The organism is Chitinibacter sp. SCUT-21 (assembly GCA_041874755.1).
Lineage (GTDB): Bacteria > Pseudomonadota > Gammaproteobacteria > Burkholderiales > Chitinibacteraceae > Chitinibacter.
Genome location: CP102611.1, coordinates 2,482,377 through 2,503,461, shown reverse-complemented (window position 1 = coordinate 2,503,461; position 21,085 = coordinate 2,482,377). Strand labels below are relative to the sequence as shown.

Below are 21,085 nucleotides of genomic sequence, written 5' to 3'. Positions count from 1 at the left end.
ACTTCAATCAAGCAACTAATTTCAAACCTTTTTGTGCTAAAAAAGGCCACAATCCATGCTTAGCTAGTCTTAATGCCAAAGCGCCTTTGCGTTTTGCGATAGACCTCAGCCATTTGCAAGGCTTTGCCGTTGGCCGGCTCTAGCGTGGTGACGCGGGTCAACAGCTCTTGCGCGCGCTGCATATAGCTTACATGCCAGCCATTTTTATTCACAAAGGCGAGCAAAGCGTTGATCGTGTTGAGTAACACTTGCACATTCGACGGCATTTCTTTGGCGGCTTTCAAAAAGCGTTCGGCGGCGGCTTGCAAATCGCCGCTTTGTGCCAATCGAACGGCTTCGTTATTCATTTCCACAATATCAGCAGCCGTAGTTTCGATCAGTTTTAGCGCGTCGTCTTCATAACCTTGCTCTTTATAAATACGCGTCACTTTGGCGGCGAGGAGCGGATCGTCGTGGCGGTTTTTCAGCACTTGCTTGGTGAGTTTTTGTGCCTCAGTCGTGCGGTTTTGCGCTAAGCAGCTTTTGGCCAGCGCCAGACTAATCGCCGGATTGGGCTCTAGATGCCCTTTCAGCATAAACAAGGCGCCATCGAGCAACTGCTGCGCTTTGGCTTTGTCGCCCATTTTCAGAGCCACATCTACTTCAAGCACATCGGCCATCATGCGATCTGGGCTGGCGCGAAAATCTTTTCGTAGGTTGTCTACCGTTTTGCGCGCCGCAGCCACATCGCCACGCGCTAATTGCACATCAGACAGTAGCCCGTAGTCACTAACCTGCGGCCAAAACGAAAACCTTGCCATACGCACCGTTTCAGCCAGCGATTGTTCGGCCAGCGCTAAATCTCCGGCGACCATCGCGACTTCGCCCAATTCACGCATACGATTCACGACAAACGGTGATTTTTCAACTGCGCGGTTTAAAGTGCGCTTGGCTTCGTCCACTTGATGCTGCGCTTGCTGTGCACGTGCCAGCCAATCATAGGCTTCGAGCACCAATTCATGCTCGGCGATCACTTGCTGGAAAATCAGCTGCGCTTCGTCGTATTCGCGCAATTGCAATTGCGCCTTGCCCAAGGCCATTTTGGCCCAAGCCAAATCGGTTTTAACCAAGAGCGTGCGGCATAAATCGCGCGTGCCAGTCCAATCGCCGATTTTGAGCATTAAATGCACTTTCATGCGCAGAAAATCGAGCGCATCGTCACCGCCCTGCTCGATTTCAAAATTACATAGCGAAATAGCGCGCAAATAATCGTGCGCCAGGCTGGCGGCATCAATCGGTTTGAGGCGCTGCTTTTTGCGCAGCGCCCGCACTAATCGCTCGTACAGCGCCTCGCCTTTAAAGGGTTTCAAAATAATCGCATCGGGAGCGAGCTCAGCCGCGCCGATGACTTTGGTCGATTGACGCTCGCCGGTCAGCATCATAAACACGCAACTGGCTTTGAGCAGACCGTGGCGGCGTACTTCTTCGAATAAATACAGGCCATCAAAACCGGTACCTAAATCGTAAGCACACAACACAATATCGTAGGGCGTGCGGCGCAGCATGCCGATGGCCTCGGCACTGCGGTTGGCGTATTCCACCGATTGCGCGCCAAACTGGCTCAGCGTCATCCCCATCGTGGTGCGCATTTCAGGTACATGATCGATCACCAAAATTTTAAATTGGGATAAATCACGCACGTCGACTTCGGGCGCGGCATCTACCGGCGCTCGATCGACAAAAGAATATGCTCTCACTTTGGGGGGCATTGAATACTCCATTAATGTATTTAATTGCAAACCATTTCTATGAATAGCTACAAGCAAATACCCTTAGATCACTGTGAGCTTGGCATACGCCACCGCCAGCCATTTACTGCCATGCAGCTCAAAATTCACCTGCACATTGCCGCTAGCGCCACCTTCGTGGTCGGTCACAATGCCGCGACCAAATTTATGGTGCTCAACTTGTGTTCCGATCCCCAAACCATGCTCAGGCGTGGATTTATTGACCGCTGGCGCGGCGTAGCTACTATTGCCACTATAGCTATTACCCGAGCTGTAGCTACTTGGCGCATAACCACGGTTTAAAAATTTCATCAAATTTTGCGGAATTTCATCCATAAAGCGGCTGGCTACGCCGTAACGTGTTTGACCATGCAGCATGCGGCTTTGTGCCAAAGTCAGATACAGGCGTTCGCGTGCGCGCGTAATCGCCACATACATCAGGCGACGCTCTTCCTCGATGCCTTGCGGATCGTTGGCGCTATTGTCGTGTGGGAATAAGCCTTCTTCGAGGCCAGATAAAAACACCGCTTTAAATTCCAAGCCTTTGGCCGCGTGTACCGTCATCAACTGCAGCGCTTCTTCGTGCGCTCCTGCTTGATGGTCGCCCGCCTCAAGGCTGGCGTGCGATAAAAACGCGATCAGTGGGTTTTGATCTTCTTCGACTTGGAAGGTGGCTGCTGCGTTGATCAATTCTTCCAAGTTGGCAACGCGCTCTTCGCCATCTTTTTCATTGCGGTAGTGCTCGAGCAAACCCGATAAGTCGAGCATCATGTCGACGATTTCGGTCATCGGCAGGCCATCGGCCTGATTGCGCATCGCTTCGATCATATGCACAAACTTGCCAATCGACGCGGCGCTGCGCCCACCCACACCGCACGCCGCTTGCCACAGTGTAGAACCTTCTAAACGCGCTTTTTCTTGCACACTTTCGACCGAACGCGCGCCAATGCCACGGGTTGGGAAATTAATCACGCGCAGCAAAGCATTATCGTCCGACGGATTAGCGATCAGGCGCAAATAGGCCAGCGCGTGCTTGATCTCTTGGCGCTCAAAAAAGCGCAAACCGCCATACACTCGGTACGGCACGCCAGCGCTAAACAGCGCGTGCTCGATAATGCGCGATTGCGCATTGCTGCGGTACAAAATGGCGACCTCAGAAGGCGGCATGCCTTCGCGGATTAAGGTTTGCGCCTCTTCGACGATAAACTGCGATTCTTCAAAATCACTCGCACCTTCAAACACGCGAATCGGCTCACCGGTGCTGGCTTCGGTCCATAATTGCTTGCCTAAGCGCTGCTTATTATTGGCAATCACCGCATTGGCTGCATCTAAGATATTGCCGTGGCTGCGATAGTTTTGCTCCAAGCGAATCACGTGCTTGACCGCGTAATCGCGTTGAAAATCCTGCATATTGCCAACGTTCGCGCCACGGAAAGCGTAAATCGATTGATCATCGTCACCCACGGCGAAGATCGCGCCTTTATCCCCGGCCAATAATCGCAACCATGCGTATTGCAAGCGATTAGTATCTTGAAACTCATCGACCAAAATATGCGCAAATCGTTGCTGATAATGTGCGCGTATCGCTGCATTATGGCTAAGCAATTCATAACAGCGCAGCAGCAATTCTGAAAAATCAGCCACGCCTTCGCGATTACATTGTTTTTCGTATTCTTCATATGCAATTCGCAAATGGCGAGAATAATCATCCCATGCATCAACATCACCCGCTCGGCGGCCATTCTCTTTATGCCCATTGATGTAATGCTGTATTGTGCGCGGCGGAAATTTGTCGTCGTCTAAATTAAGTAGTTTTAATACTCGTTTAATCGCAGCTAATTGCTCTTGTGTATCTAAAATTGGAAACGTTTCTGGCAATCCGGCATCACGATGATGCAAACGTAACATTCGATTACATAAACCGTGAAAAGTACCCACCCATAAACCGCGTGGGTTTAATGGCAACATACCGGTAATCCGCGACATCATTTCTTTGGCGGACTTATTCGTAAATGTCACCGCCATTAATCCCGAAGGACTAATCTGCCCCGTCGATAATAACCATGCAATTCGTGTTGTTAATACCCGTGTTTTACCACTGCCCGCTCCCGCTAAAATAAGCGCATGCTCTGCGGGTAATTCAACGGCAGCAGCTTGTTCTGGATTGAGTTTGGCAGTTAATGGGTGTGACATAAGGGTTTCTACTATTAAGGCTTAAGCTAGCTATATTAGCGCGGAAATTGCGCCTTGGGGGAGGCAAAAAAAAGGGCAGCTATCGCTGCCCCATTTTTTTGATCTTGGCGTGCAATTAGATACGAATACTGTCCAAAGTAGCGCCATTTGCCAATGCATCGTGTACCCACTGTGGTTTACGGCCACGGCCAGTCCAAGTTTGGCTTGGATCGCTTGGATTAGCGTATTGTGCTTTAACTGGCTTTTTGCTGCCTTTTTTGCCGCCTGATACTTCACCAAGCAATTCAGCCACAGTGAAACCGCTTGCAGCTGCTGCGCTTTGCAATTGGCTCAAGATACGTGCTTTTTCTTGCTCTTTACGACGCACCAACTCAACGTCAACTTGAGCGCGTAGTTCAACCAATTGCTGATAATCGAAGTTTGATAAATCCATTGCATTACTCCCGAAAGGCTGATTAATTACTATACCCTATGATTATGAGGCCCGATTTTAAATTATTCAAGGTGAAATAATTAATTAATTATTTTTTACCAACCATTCGTTCACAGCAATTAGGTCTTTTTCTGCCAATTCGCCAGCGGCCGCCGCGAGTAGTAATCGAGCATAAAGATAGGTGTAACGCGCCACGACTAAATCATATCGCGTGGCATAATATTTCTGTTCGGCATTCAAGACATCGATCGTTGTTCTTACCCCTACTTCACGGCCTAATTTACTTGAAGCCAGTAGACTTTCACTCGACTTTAAAACTTGCTGTAAAGCACGAATTTGCGCAGCTCCAGCGTTAACACCTAAAAATGCTTGTTTCGTAGATTGCTCAACATCGCGCCGAGTCGCCTCGACCGTATCGCGCTGCTGATCTTTTTTTGCAGCCGCTTCACGCAACCGAGAAGAGCGATCGCCACCGGTATAAATTGGAATTGATAATTGCAATTTAATGGCACCAGCATTGCTTTGATCCGTCGCCCCCGAACGCGATAATCCACTTCCCGTCCAATCATTGCCATAGCTGGCCACTAAATCTAAGGTTGGGGCACTCAAAGCCTTATATTTGTCTATTTCACGTGTCGCAATATCTAAGGCCAATTGTTGACCCGTATTGCTTAAACTATTCGCCTGAGATTTTTCTAGCCAAGCGGCTAAATCATTTGGAACAGGAGCGGTTGGCTGATGTTGATCACCAATGCTGGCCAATTGCTTTGCATCTAGCCCAGTTAATAGCGTATAAGCACTCGCCTTCACCGCTAAATCATTTTGCGCCAAAATTTCTGCCGCCAAAATGCTATCAAAACTCGCCTGTGCTTCATCGGTATCGGTGATCGTCGCCACACCCACTTCGAATGATTTTTTCGCAAAAGCCAATTGCTCGGCCACTGCTTGTTTTTGCGCCTGAACCAATTGCACTTTTTCTTGCGCTGCAATCAACTCAAAATAGGTTTTTGCTACGCGCAAGATTAAATCTTGCTCCGCCAGCCGATATTGCAGATTCGCTAAATCCGTTTGTTTCTTTAATTGATCGGCGGCAGCAAAAGCTTCGGCGCGGTAGATCGGCTGCGCAGCTGAAATCGAATATCCATAGCTTTCGCCATCGCCTTTTGTATCGGGCAAACCACTACGCCCCGGTTGATATTCTGTTTGCGAATATGCGGTGCTGCCATTGAGCGTGATTTTGGGGAGTAATAAAGCCTGCCCTTGTTCGGCTTTTTCTTGTCCAGCGATTTGCGCATTACGGGCAGCGGATATTTGTGCATCATATTTAGATGCCGCTTGCCACGATTGCAGTAAATCTGCCGCACCACTTTGCGCATACAGGCACAGCAAACTCAAACCCATTAAGCTTGATTTTAATTTCATTGTTTAACCTTTTGCATTTGTTCTATCAACGTTTTATCTGCCAAAACGTTGACTGCAGGAAATCATTTAATTGCTAGGCTTCAAGCGGAACCATGCGGCATACAGTGCAGGCAAAAACAACAGTGTCAGCACCGTGGCCACAAATAAGCCGCCCATAATTGCAATCGCCATCGGCCCCCAAAAGGTATCGCGCGTCAGTGGAATCATCGCCAAAATCGCCGCCAGCGCCGTCAGCATAATCGGCCTAAAACGTCGTACCGCCGAATCGATGACGGCATCCCATGGCGTAACGCCCGCGGCAATATCTTGCTCGATTTGATCCATTAAAATCACTGAATTGCGCATAATCATGCCCGATAGCGCAATTACCCCCAGCGTGGCAACAAAACCGAATGGCGCTTGAAACAATAACAAAGCCAGCGTGACACCAATCATGCCAAGCGGCGCGGTCAGCAATACCATCAACATACGCTGAATACTTTGCAATTGCAGCATCAATAAAGTCATCACCACAATCAGCATTAAGGGCATCACCGCAGCAATCGAATCTTGGCTAATCTTCGATGCTTCCAATGTGCCGCCCGCTTCGATGTGATACCCCACGGGCAGCTTAGCTTCGATCTCTTTCATTTTCGGTAGTAAAGCCATCGACACATCAGGGGCTTGCGCACCGCTGACGTCGGCTCTGACCGTCAGTGCAGGAACGCGATTACGCCGCCAGATAATGCTTTCCTCGTTTTCGATCGATAACTTGGCGATCTGCGCCAATGGCACACTACGCCCGTTTGGTAAGGCAATGGGCAAGTTTTCCAAAAAGTCGAGCTGCGTGCGCTCGGCGTCTTCGAGCCGGCTAACCACATCGATGAGCAAATTATCTTCGCGCAATTGCGTCGCAGTGACACCCGACACGGCCATTTGTAGCGTTTGCGATAATTGCTGGCTGGTTAGCCCCAATTGGCGCAATTTATCCTGATCAATATTCAGACGTACGACTTTGACCTTCTCGCCCCAGTCGGTATGCACTTGACGCAAGTTAGGATGCGCACGCATCGGCTCGGCCACCAGTTCGGCGATTTCTTTTAGTTTTTTCTGGTCGTCGCCAATAATGCGAAACTGCACTGGGTAACCCACCGGTGGGCCGTTTTCCAGCCGTGTCACCCGACCTCGCACGCTAGCAAAATCATTGGCAAACAGCGTTTTAATTCGCTTTAATACATTCTCGCGAACGTGTTCATCCTTGGTCATCACCGTGAGCTGGCCAAAATTCAAATTCGGCATTTGCTCATCGAGCGGCATGTAGTAACGCGGCGAACCGACACCAACGTAGCTTGTCACCGAGACTACATCTGGGTCTTTCAGCATGATCGCTTCGATCTTTTTCACCTCGCGCTCGGTCGCTTCATACGATGCGGTATACGGTAACCACAGATCAACCATTAACTCTGGCCGGCTGGACGCGGGGAAAAACTGCTTGGGCACCGCCACCGCAAACAGCAGCACCGACGCCACAAACGCCCCAGCAGTCAGTGCAATCGTCGTTTTGCGGTAGGTAATGCACCACGTGACTGCGCGGCGAAAACGGGTATAAAACTTCCCAGAATGCGCATCGTGCGAACCATGCGGCTTCAGATTTTCTGGCAACAGGTGATAGCCCAGATACGGCGTAAACAAGACCGCAACGACCCACGACAGAATCAGCGCCAAACCCACTACAGCAAAAATTGAGAAGGTATATTCACCGGCATTCGATTTAGCAAGACCTACCGGCAGAAACCCCGCCGCAGTAATGAGCGTACCCGTTAGCATAGGAAACGCTGTCGAGGTATAGGCAAAGGTTGCGGCACGAAATTTATCCCAACCTTCTTCGAGTTTCAGCGCCATCATCTCAACTGCGATGATCGCGTCGTCAACTAGCAACCCCAAGGCAATCACCAAAGCGCCAAGCGAAATGCGCTGCAATTCCAGATTAAACACTTTCATAAATAAGAAAGTCAGTGCCAACACCAGCGGAATCGACAAGGCCACCACTATGCCCGTGCGCCAGCCCAGCGATAGAAAGCTCACCGCCAAGACAATCACCACCGCTTCGAGCAGCGATTTCATAAAAATATGCACAGCGTTTTTCACCACTGCAGGCTGATCGGATACCGCGTGAAACTCGATACCAATCGGCAAATCGCGTTTCATTTTTTCCAGCGTGGCATCAATCTGCTTACCCATCGCCAGCACATTGCCGCCCTGCTTCATTGAAATACCAAGCCCAATCGCTTCTTGCCCAGTATTGCCCTGCAAGGCAAAGCGCATTTTGCTCGTTGCCGGGTTGATATTGGCGCGAAACACATCGGCCACATCGCCGACTTTGAAGGTGCGATCGTTGATCGTAACTGGCGTATTCTTAATCGTATCGATAGCATCAAAGCCACCGGTCACGCGCAAAAACACACGCTCATCCTGCCCCTCCACGACCCCAGCGGGACTCATCGTATTGGTCGCCGCCAGCACTTGGTTGATTTGAAACGGCGTCACGCCCATCGTTGCGAGCTTGGCGCTACTGTATTGCACGTAGATTTTTTCATCTTGCGCGCCAATCAACGTGGCTTTATTGATATCGCGAATGCGCAGCAGCTCGGTACGTACTTTTTCAACGTATTCTTTGAGTTCTGCCGAGCTAAAACCATCGGCGGTAAACGCATACAAGCTGCCATAGGTTTCGCCAAATTCATCGTTAAAAAATGGCCCCGCCACGCCTTGCGGCAACTTACCTTTGGTGTCGTTCAAGCGTTTGCGGACTTGATACCAAGCGTCGTTCACCTCTTTGGCGCGCACATGCTCGTACAGCATAATCGTGATCAGCGATTCGCCCGCACGAGAATAGCTTTTGGTGTAATCAATATACGCAATGCCCTGCAGCGCTTCTTCGAGCTTATCGGTGACTTGTTGCTCGACTTCGCTTGCTGAAGCACCGGGCCAGAACGAGCGCACGACCATCGCTTTAAAAGTAAATTCTGGGTCTTCTTTTTGCCCCAGCTGCGTGTAGGCCAAAATCCCAGCCAGCGACAGCACCGCCATCAGATACAGCACCAGCGATTGGTGCTTAAGTGCCCACGCCGATAAATTAAAAGACTCGCTCGGCTTAGTCATGGCTCGCCCCCGCCAACACGCGCACTTGCTGGCCTTCGCGCAGCAAATTGGCACCCGCAGTGACAACCACTTGGCCCGCTTGTACGCCGCTCACTTTCACCGTTGAGCCAGCTACGCCAACAATGCTCACCGGAATGCTTTTCACCACGCCTTGCTCGCCCTTGATATTGCTCACCAGCCAAACGCGCTGCGCTTGCTCTTTACCAAACAAAGCGGGCAAAGGCAAAGATACACCTGCAAGTATCTCTTTCTGATCAGCTTGCTGTTTTACCTGCAGAGTCATACCCAGCTTGATATTGTCCGATTTTGGTAAAGTCACTTTAACGCGATAGGTGCGAGTGAGTGCGTCAGCCGCTGGCGCCACTTCACGGATCACGCCTTCAAAATCACTTTGCTCACCCGCCCACAGCGATACGGTCACCTTTTGGCCTTCGCGCCAGGCTTTGACTTTGTTTTCCGGCACATCGATCACCGCTTCACGATCGCCATCTTTCGCCAACTGCAATACGGCTTGCCCTGCCGCGACGACAGAGCCGGGCTCGGCCAAGGTGGCGGTGACAATGCCTGATTGATCAGCAATGAGTTGCGCGTAATTACTTTGATTTTGCGCCAATTGCGATTGCGAGCGCGCTTGCTCAAAGGTTTGTCTGGCCGCGGTGAGCAGCGTAAAGCGTTTATCAACTTCGGCTTGGCTAATGAATTTTTGCGCGAGCAACTCTTTGCCACGCTGGTAATCGAGCTCAGCTTGCGCCAATTGCGCCTTGCTCGATTCAAACTGCGCGCGCGCGGCATCGGCGGTCAGGCGCACGTCGCTCGGATCTAGCGTCGCTAAGACTTGGCCTTTATTGACCACATCGCCCACATTAATCGGGCGCGCATTAATCTTGCCGCCGATGCGAAAGCCCATCGGCACAATATGGCGGGCTTTGACTTCACCGCTATAGACTTCACCAATGGAACTCGCGTGTAGCGCCCCCACCGTCATCGTTCGCACCGGACGAATATCTTGCACAGTTTCTACTGGTTTTTGGCAGCCAACCAAGGTAAATGCGCCCAAAAGCGCGACGATAGTAAGGAGTTTCATGCTTAGCCTTTGCGGTGCATAAGTCCGGTTAACAAAATATCCAAAATCGTTTGTAAATAACGTTCCGGATCATAATCGGGGGGTAAACAGTTCAAAGAGTGCTGCGAGATCAGGGCCATAATGACGGGCGAACACACCACATGGACTGCGTAATCCAAATCACAGGGCGTAAATTCGCCTTGGTCGATACCCAGTTGCAGCACACGGCGAATCAGCGCGTTGCCTGATTGCACATAGCCTTCACGATACAGCTCCAATACATCAGGAAAATTACCGCCTTCGGCGAGCATGAGTTTAGGCAATGCGGAAAGCTGCGGGTTACGCATTTGTCCCCACCAAAAACGCATCAACTCGATAAATAAATCACGCGCCGAGCCTTGCCAGCCGTTGACAATTTCGTCGCCTTGCGCGATTTGCGGCAGCAATAGCTCGCTGATCACCGCTTTGAAAATTTCTTCTTTATTAGCAAAGTACAAATACGGCGTGCCGCGCGTCACCCCTGCGGCACGCGCGATGTCTTCAATCTTGGTTGCGGCATAGCCTTTTTCGACAAACAAACATAATGCGGCTGCCAGTATTTCCTGTGGCCGTGCTTCTTTGCGGCGAGTCCAGCGCTTGATCGGGCAATTCATAGTGCGCACCGAAAATAAATAAATGAACGTTCATTTATTATCCACCTTGCTTAATGACAACGTCAAGCAGTTGAAACCATATTCCAACAGCAAAAGAGTCACTGAAATCACTGTAAAATCGCGCTAAGCAATGCTTGTTCTGCGGTACAATCTGCGCACTCTTTTATCTGCTGCCGGAGCTAGTCATGAACGACATCACCGCCCAAACCAAAGCCGAAATTCTGTCTGAAGCGCTACCCTATATTCAGCGCTTTTTTGATAAAACCATCGTGATCAAATACGGCGGCAATGCCATGATCGATGAAGAGTTAAAAGACGGCTTTGCATCCGACGTGGTACTGCTGAAATTAGTCGGCATGAACCCAGTCGTGGTTCACGGTGGTGGCCCACAAATCAATGATTTGCTCGATCGGATTGGTAAAAAAGGCGAGTTCATTCAGGGCATGCGCGTGACTGACGCGGAAACCATGGACGTGGTTGAAATGGTATTGGGCGGCCACGTTAATAAAGAAATCGTGTCACTGATCAATAAGCATGGCGGCAAAGCGATTGGTTTAACCGGTCAAGACAGTCACTTCATTCGTGCCCGTAAAATGATGTTGAAAAACGAAGCAGGCGAAGAAACGGTCGATATCGGCCAAGTCGGCGAAATCGACAAAATCGACCCAGCCATCGTGCAGCACTTGGATGCCGCCGATTTTATCCCCGTGATCGCACCGATTGGCGTTGATGCAACGGGCGAAAGCTTAAATATCAATGCCGACCTCGTTGCAGGCAAACTTGCTGAAGTATTGAAAGCCGAGAAATTAATTCTGATGACCAATACCCCAGGCGTATTGGATAAAGAAGGTACTTTGCTGACAAAACTGACCGCTAAACGCATTGATGAATTGTTTGCCGACGGTACGATTTCTGGGGGCATGCTGCCAAAAATTGGCTCGGCACTCGACGCGGCAAAAAGCGGCGTGAATTCAGTACACATTATTGATGGCCGCGTTAAACACGCGCTCTTGCTGGAAGTTTTAACCGAGCAAGGTGTGGGTACGATGATTCGCGCGAAGTAATTGTAAATCAGTGTTTTAACAAAAAAAGGGGCGCAACAACGCCCCTTTTTCTTGCCTATTAATTACCGCCAACTAAAGTGATAGTACCCACACCAGACGGGAGTCTATCCATGAAAACAGCGCGCCAATTAATAGGCGACAAAGCCGAGCGACGTACAGTCTCTATTGCGCCTAGTGGCACCGTATATCAAGCTTTGCAAATCATGGCCGACAATAATATTGGCGCCATTCTGGTTATGGATGGTGAAAAATTAGTCGGCATTTTTTCTGAACGCGATTACGCCCGCAAAGTCGTATTAATGGGAAAAACGTCGGCTGGCACACCAATCTCTGAAATCATGACCCACAAATTGCTGTGTGTACCACCAACGGCCACGGTTGATGATTGCTTAGGTTTAATGACCGAAAAGCGCATTCGCCATTTACCCGTGCTGGAAAACGACAAGGTACTGGGCATCCTCTCAATTGGCGATTTAGTGCGCGAAAAAATCGCCGATCAAGAATTCGTTATCGACCAAATGACGCATTACATTTATGGTTAAACGCCCATATTAAACATTCAACGATAAAATAGCCGGCTTACCAGTCGGCTATTTTTATGATGCGCAACATGAATTGGATTTTTGATCTCGACAACACTTTGCACAATGCCAGTCGGCATGCGTTTCCAGTGATTGATGCGGCGATGACCGAATGGCTCAAAATTCACCTCAATCTAAATCACGATGCAGCTAATCAAATCCGGCAAGAATACTGGCGACGTTATGGGGCAACGATGCTGGGTTTGCGCAAACACCACCAACACCTCAACCCCCATCATTTTCTTGCCGCCTGCCACCCATTACAGCAGCTCAAACAACAGCTTCATCCAATGCCCAGGCTAAAGTCCACGCTCGCGCAATTACCAGGTAAAAAATATTTATTTACCAATGGCCCCCTGCAGTATGCCGAGATGATGCTGTTTGAACTCGGAATTAGCCAATATTTCTCCGGCATCGCGGCTATCGATACAGTAAAACTACAGCCCAAACCATTTAGCAGTAGCTATCGGGCCATGCTGCGCCAATTTAGGCTTCAAGCCAAGCAATGCATCATGGTGGAAGACAGCGTAGATAATCTCTTAACCGCCAAACGCCTGGGGATGCGCACCGTGTGGTTACGGCCGTCAAACCGCAATCACCCAGCAGCTGATATGGTCATTCAACAGTTACATCAACTCGTCAAATAAAAAAGCAGCCCGCAGGCTGCTTTTTTACAACTCAACTTGCATCCCCATTTCAACCACGCGGTTGGGTGGGATTTTAAAGAAGTTGGTCACACGTGTTGCATTCCGACTCATCAAGCTAAACAAACGTCTACGCCACCAGCTCATCGATGGATATTTCGCCTCAACAATCGTTTCACGCGATAAGAAGAACGAGGTGTTCATATCATCGAATTCCAGTTCCGGCTGCAGCTGAGTAATTTGCTGCAATACCAGCGGCACACTCGGCTCTTCTTTAAAGCCAAATGTAGCAATCACCTGATAAAACGATTCACCCATTTTCCGCACCACCACGCGTTCGCGGCTAGGTACGAATGGCACATCGTCGGTGCGAATCGTGAGGAACACGACCTGCTCGTGCAGCACTTTATTGTGTTTTAAGTTATGCAGTAATGCATGCGGCACCGTATCAGAATTGGCGGTCATAAAGATCGACAACCCTTCGACACGCTGTGGTGGGCTAGACTCCAAGCTCTCAACAAAACCAGAGAGCGGCATTTCTCCTTCGCGCAATTTCGTCGAGAGCAATTCTCGGCCACGCTTCCACGTCATCATCAAAGTAAAGGCCACCAAGCCGAGCATCAGTGGGAACCAGCCGCCTTCGTGGATTTTGAGGATATTGGCAGAGAAAAACGCCAGATCTATCACCAGCAAGAAGGCCAATAAACTCCAATATGCCCATTTTTTGCGACCAGTGAAGTAATGCCCCGCCACGACAAAGGCCAATAATGTGGTCATTACCATCGTGCACGTCACGGCAAAACCATAAGCGGCGGCGAGATTACTCGAGGTGCGAAACGCCAAAATTAATAGAATAACCGACAGCAGCAAGAACCAATTAATGCCGGGAATATAGATCTGCCCCATCTCACGCTCTGAAGTGTGCTGGATATCCATGCGCGGGCAAAAACCCAATTGCACCGCTTGATTCGCCACCGAAAACGCGCCTGAAATCACCGCTTGTGACGCAATCACCGTCGCCATCGTCGACAACATCACCAGCGGGATATGCGCCCAACTTGGCGCAAGATAATAAAACGGATTTTTGATCGCCTCTGGCGTTGAAATCAGCAACGCACCTTGACCAAAATAATTCAGCATCAAGGCCGGCAGCACCAGCACAAACCACGCATATCGAATGGCGGGGCGGCCAAAGTGACCCATATCGGCATACAGCGCCTCAACCCCAGTCAAACACAACACCACCGCGCCGAGCAGCACAAAGCTCACCCACGGATGGGCAAAGAAGAATTCGATCGCATACAGCGGATTGACCGAGGCCAAGACCTGCGGCGCTTTGATAATATTGATGATGCCCAACACAGCCAAAACGACAAACCAAGTCACCATAATCGGGCCAAATAGCTTGCCGACCAGTGCGGTTCCGCGCGATTGCATCGCAAACAGTGCGACCATAATCATGATGGCCACGGGCAGAATATACGGTTCTAAAGTATGCGAGACGAGGCTAATCCCTTCTAACGCCGAGAGCACCGAAATGGCCGGTGTGATGATGCTTTCCCCCGAAAACAACGCCGCACCAAAGATCCCCAAAATCGCTAGCTTGAGCGCTTTTTGCTTATTATTCGTCGCACTGCGCAGCGCCAAGGCCATCAAAGCCAAAATACCGCCCTCGCCACGATTGTCGGCCTGCAAAATCACCGCCACATATTTGAGCGACACCACCAGCATCAGGCCCCAAAAGATCAGCGATAGAATACCCATAACATTGAAGGCATTGAGCTCTAGCGGGACGTGGCCGTTAAAACACTCTTTGAGTGTATACAACGGACTGGTGCCAATATCGCCATAAACAACCCCAATCGCGCCAACAACAAGGCCGGCCAATTTTTTGGGATCGTGGGTGTGAGGGTGAGACATGATGTCAATTTGTCCAAAATGGGAAGCGGATTATATGCCCGCTCCACCGTAAATGCATGATTTCAATACAAACGTTGCGGCAATGCACCAAAATAAGACATTTTGTCGTTAGGAGGCAGTTTGTCGTAATTTCTGCAGCGGCAAAGGCAAATTTGCCCAGTCAAAAAAAGGCCCCGGATCAGTTTTTCGCAGCGGAGCGATGTCAGAATGCCCAACCAGAGATTGCAATGGGTAACGCACGTCCAAAGCAGATAATAAATTATTCAGCACCACATACTGTATGGCTTCAAAAGGCACGAAATCCGAGCCCTCTAGCTCAATACCTATCGAAAAATCATTACACCGCTCTCGTCCTTGCCAGCTAGAAATACCCGCGTGCCAAGCCCGTTGATTGCACGAAACAAATTGCAGTAATTCTCCGTCGCGGCGAATCAAAAAATGCGCCGAAACTCGCAAGTTCGCCAACTCGGCGTAACAAGCATGATCATCTGGATTCAAGCAATTGGTAAACAGCCGCTCAATATCTGCGCCGCCAAACTCGCGGCATCCGGGCGGCTGAGGTGGCAGATGGATATTATGGATGACGACCATATCAATAGGCATTGCAGGCGTACGTTCATCGCAATTGGGGCTGGGCACGCAACGCGCCGCGGCACACCAACCGGCGTCATCAATTTGAAACCGCTGCAAATCCTGCATAGGGTATTGCCTCTTAATAATTATTTAACAATAGCTACAGAGCAATACCCTGCATCATTCATCGCCTTCTTGGCAAATTCCAAGGCGATCAAGCCGATAACGCATGCTACGGAACGTGATGCCTAGCAGTTTTGCAGCTTGGGTGCGATTAAAATTGGTTTTATCCAGCGCCGCCAAAATTGCCGCTTTTTCCACGCGATCGAGGTAATCCTGCAATGGATAAGTGTCACCTAAATTGGCCGCCTGCGCTTCAGCGCGATCGGCGCTATCTTGCTGAATATGCAAATCTTCGGCATAAATATGCGCGCCATCGGACAGCGCTAATGCACGTTCCAGCAGATTTTCTAGCTCACGCACATTGCCCGGAAAATCATAACGGCGCAGCGCCTGCAAAGCATCGGGCATCAGGGTCGGCGCATCGAGATGATGTCGTTGCGCGATTTTCTTCAGCACCGCCTGCGCAATCAGCAATACATCTTCGCCCATTTCCCGCAACGGCGGCATTTTGAGCTCGATCACATTCAGCCGATAATACAAATCTTGCCTAAACTTGCCGATCTCGACGCATTTCGCCAGATTTTGGTGCGTGGCCGAAATAATACGCACATCAATATCAGTTTCGATCACGCCACCGACTTGGCGTACTTTGCGCTCTTGAATCACGCGCAGCAATTTCACCTGCATCGCCAAGGGTAAATCGGCGACTTCATCTAAAAACAAGGTTCCGCCATGCGCTGCCTGAAAAAAACCATCGCGGTCTTCATTGGCACCGGTAAATGCGCCTTTGCGATAACCAAAAAATTCACTTTCCATCAGGTTTTCAGGAATTGCGCCACAGTTCACCGCAATAAACGGTTTATCCGCCCGAGCTGATTTAGCGTGAATCAAACGTGCGGCCCGCTCTTTACCCGAGCCTGATTCACCAGTGATATACACGGGTGCCAAATTACGCGCCAATTTATCGACCAAGCCCAGCACGTGCAGCAGCGCGGGTGACGAGCCCAACAATGGGTTGTCGGGCGAAACAGCTTGCTGCACCGCGGCTTCGACCGGCTCCAACTTGAGTGCCGATTTAACCAAGGTGCGTAGTTGCTCCAGCGAAACAGGTTTGGCCAAATAGTCAAAAGCGCCCGCTTTCAACGCGGCAATCGCATTATCGGTACTACCATAGGCGGTAAAAATCGCAATCGGCACGTCTAAACGCTGAGCTTGGATATGCTTGACCAACTCAAGCCCTTCGCCATCCGGCATGCGCATATCACTTAAGCACAGATCAAATCGCTGTGAATCGAGCTGTTTTTTAGCGACACTAACGCCATTCGCTTTGACCACATCCAAGCCCATCTTTAATAAGGTCAGCTCGAGTAAATCAGCCAGATCGGGCTCATCATCGACGACGAGCACGCGCGGTAGAACTTTAGATTTTTTGGCCATCAGAGTATCCAAAAACTATACGGAAGCAAGCTCCGCCGTTGGGCGGCGAGATATATTCGAGCAAAGCACCATTCGCTGCACAAATTTCACGCGCAATGTACAAGCCCAAGCCCGTGCCTTTACTTTCAGTGGTGAAAAAAGGTTCAAACAATTGTGATTGCGCATCCGCCGGCACAGGCGGCCCATCATTAACTACATCGAGCACCCAAAAATCATGTTGACGGGTTACGACCATATGCAAACTACCGGCTTTTTGGGTGCAATAACGCCAACCATTGCGCGCCAAATTCCACAATACTTGCTGTAGATGCCCGGAATCAAAGCGCACCAAAACGTGTGAATCACATTCTATCGAGATCGCCACGCCTGTTTTTTCTTGCAATTCAAATTGTTCATTAAACGTTGCCAACCATTCAGCCAACTTAATATCTTGTCGATTCACCCGATCACGCCGATTAAGTTCCAGCACATCTTTCACCATCCGCTCAAGTCGTTGGCTATTATCGGTAATAATCCGCGTGAGTTTTTGCAGATAAGGACTCTCATTCGCCTCTTCTTGCAACAGCTCAGCTGCGTGGCTAATGGCGCCCAATGGATTGCGAATCTCATGCGCTAAATTGGCCGTTAAACGCCCCAAAGCAGCTAACTTTAACTGCTGCGCTTCGCGTCGCAAACGAGCCATGTCTTCCAGATAAATTAACACGCTACTATTGCCGTCGGCACTTAAGGGCACAAAACGCGCCCGCAGCGTATTGCGACCATCGGCGGTTTGTACCAATTCCGTCGCCACACCCTGCTGCAAGCGCCAACGTGCCAAAGGGGCAGATAACTCGGGAATATCGGCTGACAACTGTGAACCAATTTCGGGTCTAAGCCCTGTCACCCGCACCGCTTGTTCATTGTATTGGCGGATCAAGCCTTGCTCATCCACCACAAAGACACCGTCGGACACGTCTTGCAAAATACGCTCGTTGACCTGAGCTAAATTAGCCAAATCAATACTACGCTGTTCGGCCAGAACACGGTTTTCTTCCGCATAACGGGATAGACGAAACGCCAACCAAGCGACGGCAAAACTAGCAATTGATAGCAGCGCGCTCGACATTGGGTTGATTTCGTCCACATCCCCCGTCAAGTACGCCCAACTCAACTCTAACAACAGCGCAATCGTCGCAATCGATGCGTGAAACAAACTCATTCGGCCACGCGCAATCAAGCCGGCAGCGGCTAGATACGGTAACAGCAAAATACCGAGACCGCTTTTAATTCCCCCACCAAAATGCATCAAGCCGACAATCATCGTGATATCGACCATTACTTGGCAGGACAATTGCAAATCAAAACGCGGCCAGCGCTTGGCTATCGCCCAGATAAATACCAAAGCAAACAGCGTGTATACACCCAGAATCGCCGAGATAACGAGGCGCTCGTCACCGCGCGCCCAAGATGCATGGGTGAACGTGTAGATGCCCACCATCAAACCGATAATGGTCAGCAATCGAAATACATTAAATAAGGCCAGTGAGCGCCACAGCGCTTCGCTAATACTGCGATTGGTTTGCGTCATTCTTCGCACAAATAAAAACGGGCGGCCAAAGCCACCCGTGTGTTAATTACCACCCAACAGCGGCGGATCTTGTGTCTGACCAATTAAACGCGCCAGTTCACCCAATGCTGCTTCATAGACCCCGCGCTTGAATTCAATAACCGCATCCAGCGGCGACCAATATTCATTCCAGCGCCACGCATCAAATTCTGGATGCGTCGTCTTGCGCAAACACACATCGGAATCGCGTCCGATCAGTCGCAACAAGAACCAGATCTGCTTTTGACCCTTATAGGTACCGCGCCATTCGCGGCGCACCCAGTTGGTCGGCACATCATATTTCACCCAATCCCGCGTCCGACCGACGATTTCAACATGCTCCGGCAATAGACCAACTTCTTCGGCCAACTCGCGGAACATGGCTTGCTCTGGGGTTTCCCCCTGCTTGATACCACCCTGCGGGAACTGCCATGAGTGCTCACGCACCCGTTTGCCCCAAAACACTTGGTTTTGGCGGTTAACAATGATGATGCCGACGTTTGGCCGATAGCCGTCACGGTCGAGCATAAAACTACCTATGTTAGATTTCGTTGATTACCTTAATTTTTTCACATCCGCGCGCTCTTGCAAACCTTTAAATGCAATCTGCGCGCGACTTTCAGCGTGGCACATCGGCAAACGCCGTTACTGCAGCACAAAAGTAAAATCAGATAAACAAACGTCTATCGTTATGCGGGTTCATTTTGGCCAAATCGCTGACAAACTCGCCAAACTCCAAGCCATATTGCGCTTCGAGTTTTTTCGCCTTATCCGCCAAACGCTCCCACTGCGGGCTGTTTTGCCCACGGGTAAACGCAAATGCAATCACATTGCCTTTTTGCCGCGCCGGCAGACACAGCAAACGGCCGTCAAAGATTTCCGAAATTTGCGCGCAATACTGATCAAATTTGCGATCAATACTCCACAAATTGACCGCCAGCACGCCGTTATCGGTCAGCTTATTTTTGCATGCTTGGAAAAAATCGGCGTTCGCCAGTGGCGCGGCAATGCCAGTCGACGAATACGCGTCCATCATAATCATATCGACCGATTCGTCTTCCATGCCGTACACATGCGCAGCGCCATCGGCGGTCAGCACCGTTAAGCGCTCATCGTCGGGCGGCAGGTAAAACATGCTGCGCGCCACATTCACCACTTGCTGGTGCAACTCAACGCAAGTGAGCTTGGTTTCCGGCAGATATTCATGCACCCATTTGGCAATCGAGCCGCCACCCAAACCAATCAGCAACATATCGCGCGGCGGATCAAGAAATAGCAGGCTACCAAACACGCAGCGCGAGTAGGCCAATAGCAATTCATTTGGCGCGTTAATTTTCATCGCGCTTTGCGTATCGTCTTGACCAAAATGCAGTTTGCGAATGCCGCCCTCTTCTGACACATCGATCACGATGTCGTCGTCGTTGGCTTTAGAAAATCGTTTAGAGCGAAATAACATTAATCGTCGCTCCCGCAGCCGCTGTCGAGCGATTTAGTCGCAAAAATCGAAATCCGGCTTGGGTCTTTAAATTCTTCTTTATCAAACGCTTTATCGCCATCAGCGCGCGGTGTGCCGTCAGCTTTGGCGTTTACAAAGTCATAAATGCTTGGGTCATTCAAATGCGATGGCACCACATTGCACGTCGCAGAGAACATCGTCTCCAAACGGCCAGGAAAGCGTTTATCCCAATCGCGCAACATTTCGCCCACCACTTGGCGCTGCAAATTCGGCTGCGAGCCGCACAGGTTGCACGGAATAATCGGGAATTCTTTCGCGATCGCGTATTTCTCGATGTCTTTTTCTTTGCAGTAAGCCAGCGGGCGAATCACCATATGCTTGCCGTCGTCCGACACCAATTTCGGTGGCATGCCTTTGAGTTTGCCGCCGTAGAACATATTCAAAAACAGCGTCGCCAAAATATCATCACGGTGGTGACCCAAAGCAATTTTGGTCGCGCCCAGCTCATCGGCCACGCGGTACAAAATGCCGCGACGCAGGCGTGAACACAGGCTACAGGTGGTTTTGCCCGGCTCGATCACGCGCGTCACAATCGAATACGTATCTTCTTCGACAATGCGGTATTCAACGCCGATTTTGCTCAGATATTCAGGCAAAACATGCTCAGGAAAACCCGGTTGTTTCTGGTCGAGATTGACCGCGACAATCGAAAAATTAATCGGTGCTGATTTTTGCAGGCTGAGCAAAATATCGAGCATCGTGTAGCTGTCTTTGCCGCCCGACAGACACACCATTACCCGATCACCCTCTTCGATCATATTGAAATGATTGATCGCGTCGCCCACATTGTGGCGCAAACGCTTGGCGAGTTTATTGAAATTATATTGCTGCTTTTTCGCAGCCTCGGTTTGACGCGCAACTTCGTCGTCAGTAAGCACGGTATCGGTCATAAAAAAGCGACGGGGCAGCTTGGCCGCCCCGTGATAGATGATTGAATTGCCAGCGATTTTACCGCAAAACGCCTTACAAGT

At 50.1% G+C, this 21,085-nt stretch carries 17 protein-coding genes; 3 read left to right on the top strand and 14 right to left on the bottom strand.

The features are described 5' to 3' along the window. Window positions 1–59: 59 nt before the first annotated feature. The 7 genes from NT239_11680 to NT239_11650 form a co-directional block, all read right to left on the bottom strand. Window positions 60–1,748, bottom strand: a complete 1,689-nt coding sequence (locus NT239_11680) for a tetratricopeptide repeat protein (GenBank protein XGA70434.1) — start codon at window positions 1,746–1,748, stop codon at window positions 60–62. 63 nt (window positions 1,749–1,811) lie between these two features. Then, complete coding sequence (locus NT239_11675) at window positions 1,812–3,959, bottom strand: UvrD-helicase domain-containing protein (GenBank protein ID XGA70433.1); 2,148 nt, start codon at window positions 3,957–3,959, stop codon at window positions 1,812–1,814. 115 nt (window positions 3,960–4,074) lie between these two features. Beyond that, window positions 4,075–4,392: an H-NS histone family protein gene (locus NT239_11670; protein ID XGA70432.1), complete on the bottom strand. Its 318-nt coding sequence runs from the start codon at window positions 4,390–4,392 to the stop codon at window positions 4,075–4,077. A gap of 84 nt (window positions 4,393–4,476) precedes the next feature. After that, window positions 4,477–5,814: a TolC family outer membrane protein gene (locus NT239_11665; protein XGA70431.1), complete on the bottom strand. Its 1,338-nt coding sequence runs from the start codon at window positions 5,812–5,814 to the stop codon at window positions 4,477–4,479. Window positions 5,815–5,880: 66 nt separating this feature from the next. Further along, window positions 5,881–8,955 carry an efflux RND transporter permease subunit gene (locus NT239_11660; GenBank protein ID XGA70430.1) on the bottom strand — a complete coding sequence of 1,025 codons (3,075 nt, stop codon included), beginning with the start codon at window positions 8,953–8,955 and terminating at the stop codon, window positions 5,881–5,883. Further along, window positions 8,948–10,039, bottom strand: a complete 1,092-nt coding sequence (locus NT239_11655) for an efflux RND transporter periplasmic adaptor subunit (protein ID XGA70429.1) — start codon at window positions 10,037–10,039, stop codon at window positions 8,948–8,950. Before NT239_11655 ends, NT239_11660 begins: the two co-directional genes overlap by 8 nt. Before the next feature lie 2 nt (window positions 10,040–10,041). Next, window positions 10,042–10,671, bottom strand: coding sequence for a TetR/AcrR family transcriptional regulator (locus NT239_11650; protein ID XGA70428.1), 630 nt, complete (start codon window positions 10,669–10,671; stop codon window positions 10,042–10,044). 185 nt (window positions 10,672–10,856) lie between these two features. Between NT239_11650 and argB the strand changes: the two genes are divergently transcribed. The 3 genes from argB (at window position 10,857) to NT239_11635 (ending at window position 12,963) form a co-directional block, all read left to right on the top strand. Next, entirely contained in the window at window positions 10,857–11,735 is an 879-nt protein-coding gene (gene argB, locus NT239_11645; GenBank protein XGA70427.1) for an acetylglutamate kinase, read from the top strand. A gap of 110 nt (window positions 11,736–11,845) precedes the next feature. Continuing rightward, entirely contained in the window at window positions 11,846–12,277 is a 432-nt protein-coding gene (locus tag NT239_11640) for a CBS domain-containing protein (GenBank protein XGA70426.1), read from the top strand. Window positions 12,278–12,345: 68 nt separating this feature from the next. Next, window positions 12,346–12,963: a pyrimidine 5'-nucleotidase gene (locus tag NT239_11635; protein XGA70425.1), complete on the top strand. Its 618-nt coding sequence runs from the start codon at window positions 12,346–12,348 to the stop codon at window positions 12,961–12,963. 24 nt (window positions 12,964–12,987) lie between these two features. Here NT239_11635 and NT239_11630 read toward each other — a convergent pair whose 3' ends face one another. The 7 genes from NT239_11630 to ttcA all read right to left on the bottom strand — a co-directional run bounded on the left by NT239_11630 (window position 12,988) and on the right by ttcA (window position 21,004). Next, on the bottom strand, window positions 12,988–14,880 hold the full coding sequence (locus NT239_11630) for a potassium transporter Kup (protein XGA70424.1): 1,893 nt from the start codon (window positions 14,878–14,880) through the stop codon (window positions 12,988–12,990). A 108-nt stretch (window positions 14,881–14,988) separates the two neighbouring features. Further along, on the bottom strand, window positions 14,989–15,579 hold the full coding sequence (gene ampD / locus NT239_11625) for a 1,6-anhydro-N-acetylmuramyl-L-alanine amidase AmpD (GenBank protein XGA70423.1): 591 nt from the start codon (window positions 15,577–15,579) through the stop codon (window positions 14,989–14,991). 54 nt (window positions 15,580–15,633) lie between these two features. Continuing rightward, complete coding sequence (locus NT239_11620; GenBank protein XGA70422.1) at window positions 15,634–17,013, bottom strand: sigma-54 dependent transcriptional regulator; 1,380 nt, start codon at window positions 17,011–17,013, stop codon at window positions 15,634–15,636. Next, the gene (locus NT239_11615) at window positions 16,997–18,580 is read right to left on the bottom strand and encodes a HAMP domain-containing histidine kinase (GenBank protein XGA70421.1); all 1,584 of its coding nucleotides are present in this window, start codon (window positions 18,578–18,580) and stop codon (window positions 16,997–16,999) included. The genes NT239_11620 and NT239_11615 overlap by 17 nt, the downstream gene beginning before the upstream one ends. Window positions 18,581–18,622: 42 nt before the next feature. Next, window positions 18,623–19,126 (bottom strand): RNA pyrophosphohydrolase, encoded by a 504-nt coding sequence (locus NT239_11610; protein XGA70420.1) that lies wholly within the window; start codon window positions 19,124–19,126, stop codon window positions 18,623–18,625. A 139-nt stretch (window positions 19,127–19,265) separates the two neighbouring features. After that, window positions 19,266–20,054 (bottom strand): fused MFS/spermidine synthase, encoded by a 789-nt coding sequence (locus NT239_11605; protein XGA70419.1) that lies wholly within the window; start codon window positions 20,052–20,054, stop codon window positions 19,266–19,268. Then, complete coding sequence (gene ttcA / locus NT239_11600) at window positions 20,054–21,004, bottom strand: tRNA 2-thiocytidine(32) synthetase TtcA (protein ID XGA70418.1); 951 nt, start codon at window positions 21,002–21,004, stop codon at window positions 20,054–20,056. The genes NT239_11605 and ttcA overlap by 1 nt, the downstream gene beginning before the upstream one ends. Between the last annotated feature and the right edge of the window lie 81 nt (window positions 21,005–21,085).

Coding starts and splice junctions, on each gene's coding strand:
- NT239_11680 (XGA70434.1), bottom strand. CDS start 1,748: ATGCCCCCCAAAGTGAGAGCATATTCTTTTGTCGATCGAGCGCCGGTA.
- NT239_11675 (XGA70433.1), bottom strand. CDS start 3,959: ATGTCACACCCATTAACTGCCAAACTCAATCCAGAACAAGCTGCTGCC.
- NT239_11670 (XGA70432.1), bottom strand. CDS start 4,392: ATGGATTTATCAAACTTCGATTATCAGCAATTGGTTGAACTACGCGCT.
- NT239_11665 (XGA70431.1), bottom strand. CDS start 5,814: ATGAAATTAAAATCAAGCTTAATGGGTTTGAGTTTGCTGTGCCTGTAT.
- NT239_11660 (XGA70430.1), bottom strand. CDS start 8,955: ATGACTAAGCCGAGCGAGTCTTTTAATTTATCGGCGTGGGCACTTAAG.
- NT239_11655 (XGA70429.1), bottom strand. CDS start 10,039: ATGAAACTCCTTACTATCGTCGCGCTTTTGGGCGCATTTACCTTGGTT.
- NT239_11650 (XGA70428.1), bottom strand. CDS start 10,671: ATGAATTGCCCGATCAAGCGCTGGACTCGCCGCAAAGAAGCACGGCCA.
- argB (XGA70427.1), top strand. CDS start 10,857: ATGAACGACATCACCGCCCAAACCAAAGCCGAAATTCTGTCTGAAGCG.
- NT239_11640 (XGA70426.1), top strand. CDS start 11,846: ATGAAAACAGCGCGCCAATTAATAGGCGACAAAGCCGAGCGACGTACA.
- NT239_11635 (XGA70425.1), top strand. CDS start 12,346: ATGAATTGGATTTTTGATCTCGACAACACTTTGCACAATGCCAGTCGG.
- NT239_11630 (XGA70424.1), bottom strand. CDS start 14,880: ATGTCTCACCCTCACACCCACGATCCCAAAAAATTGGCCGGCCTTGTT.
- ampD (XGA70423.1), bottom strand. CDS start 15,579: ATGCAGGATTTGCAGCGGTTTCAAATTGATGACGCCGGTTGGTGTGCC.
- NT239_11620 (XGA70422.1), bottom strand. CDS start 17,013: ATGGCCAAAAAATCTAAAGTTCTACCGCGCGTGCTCGTCGTCGATGAT.
- NT239_11615 (XGA70421.1), bottom strand. CDS start 18,580: ATGACGCAAACCAATCGCAGTATTAGCGAAGCGCTGTGGCGCTCACTG.
- NT239_11610 (XGA70420.1), bottom strand. CDS start 19,126: ATGCTCGACCGTGACGGCTATCGGCCAAACGTCGGCATCATCATTGTT.
- NT239_11605 (XGA70419.1), bottom strand. CDS start 20,054: ATGTTATTTCGCTCTAAACGATTTTCTAAAGCCAACGACGACGACATC.
- ttcA (XGA70418.1), bottom strand. CDS start 21,004: ATGACCGATACCGTGCTTACTGACGACGAAGTTGCGCGTCAAACCGAG.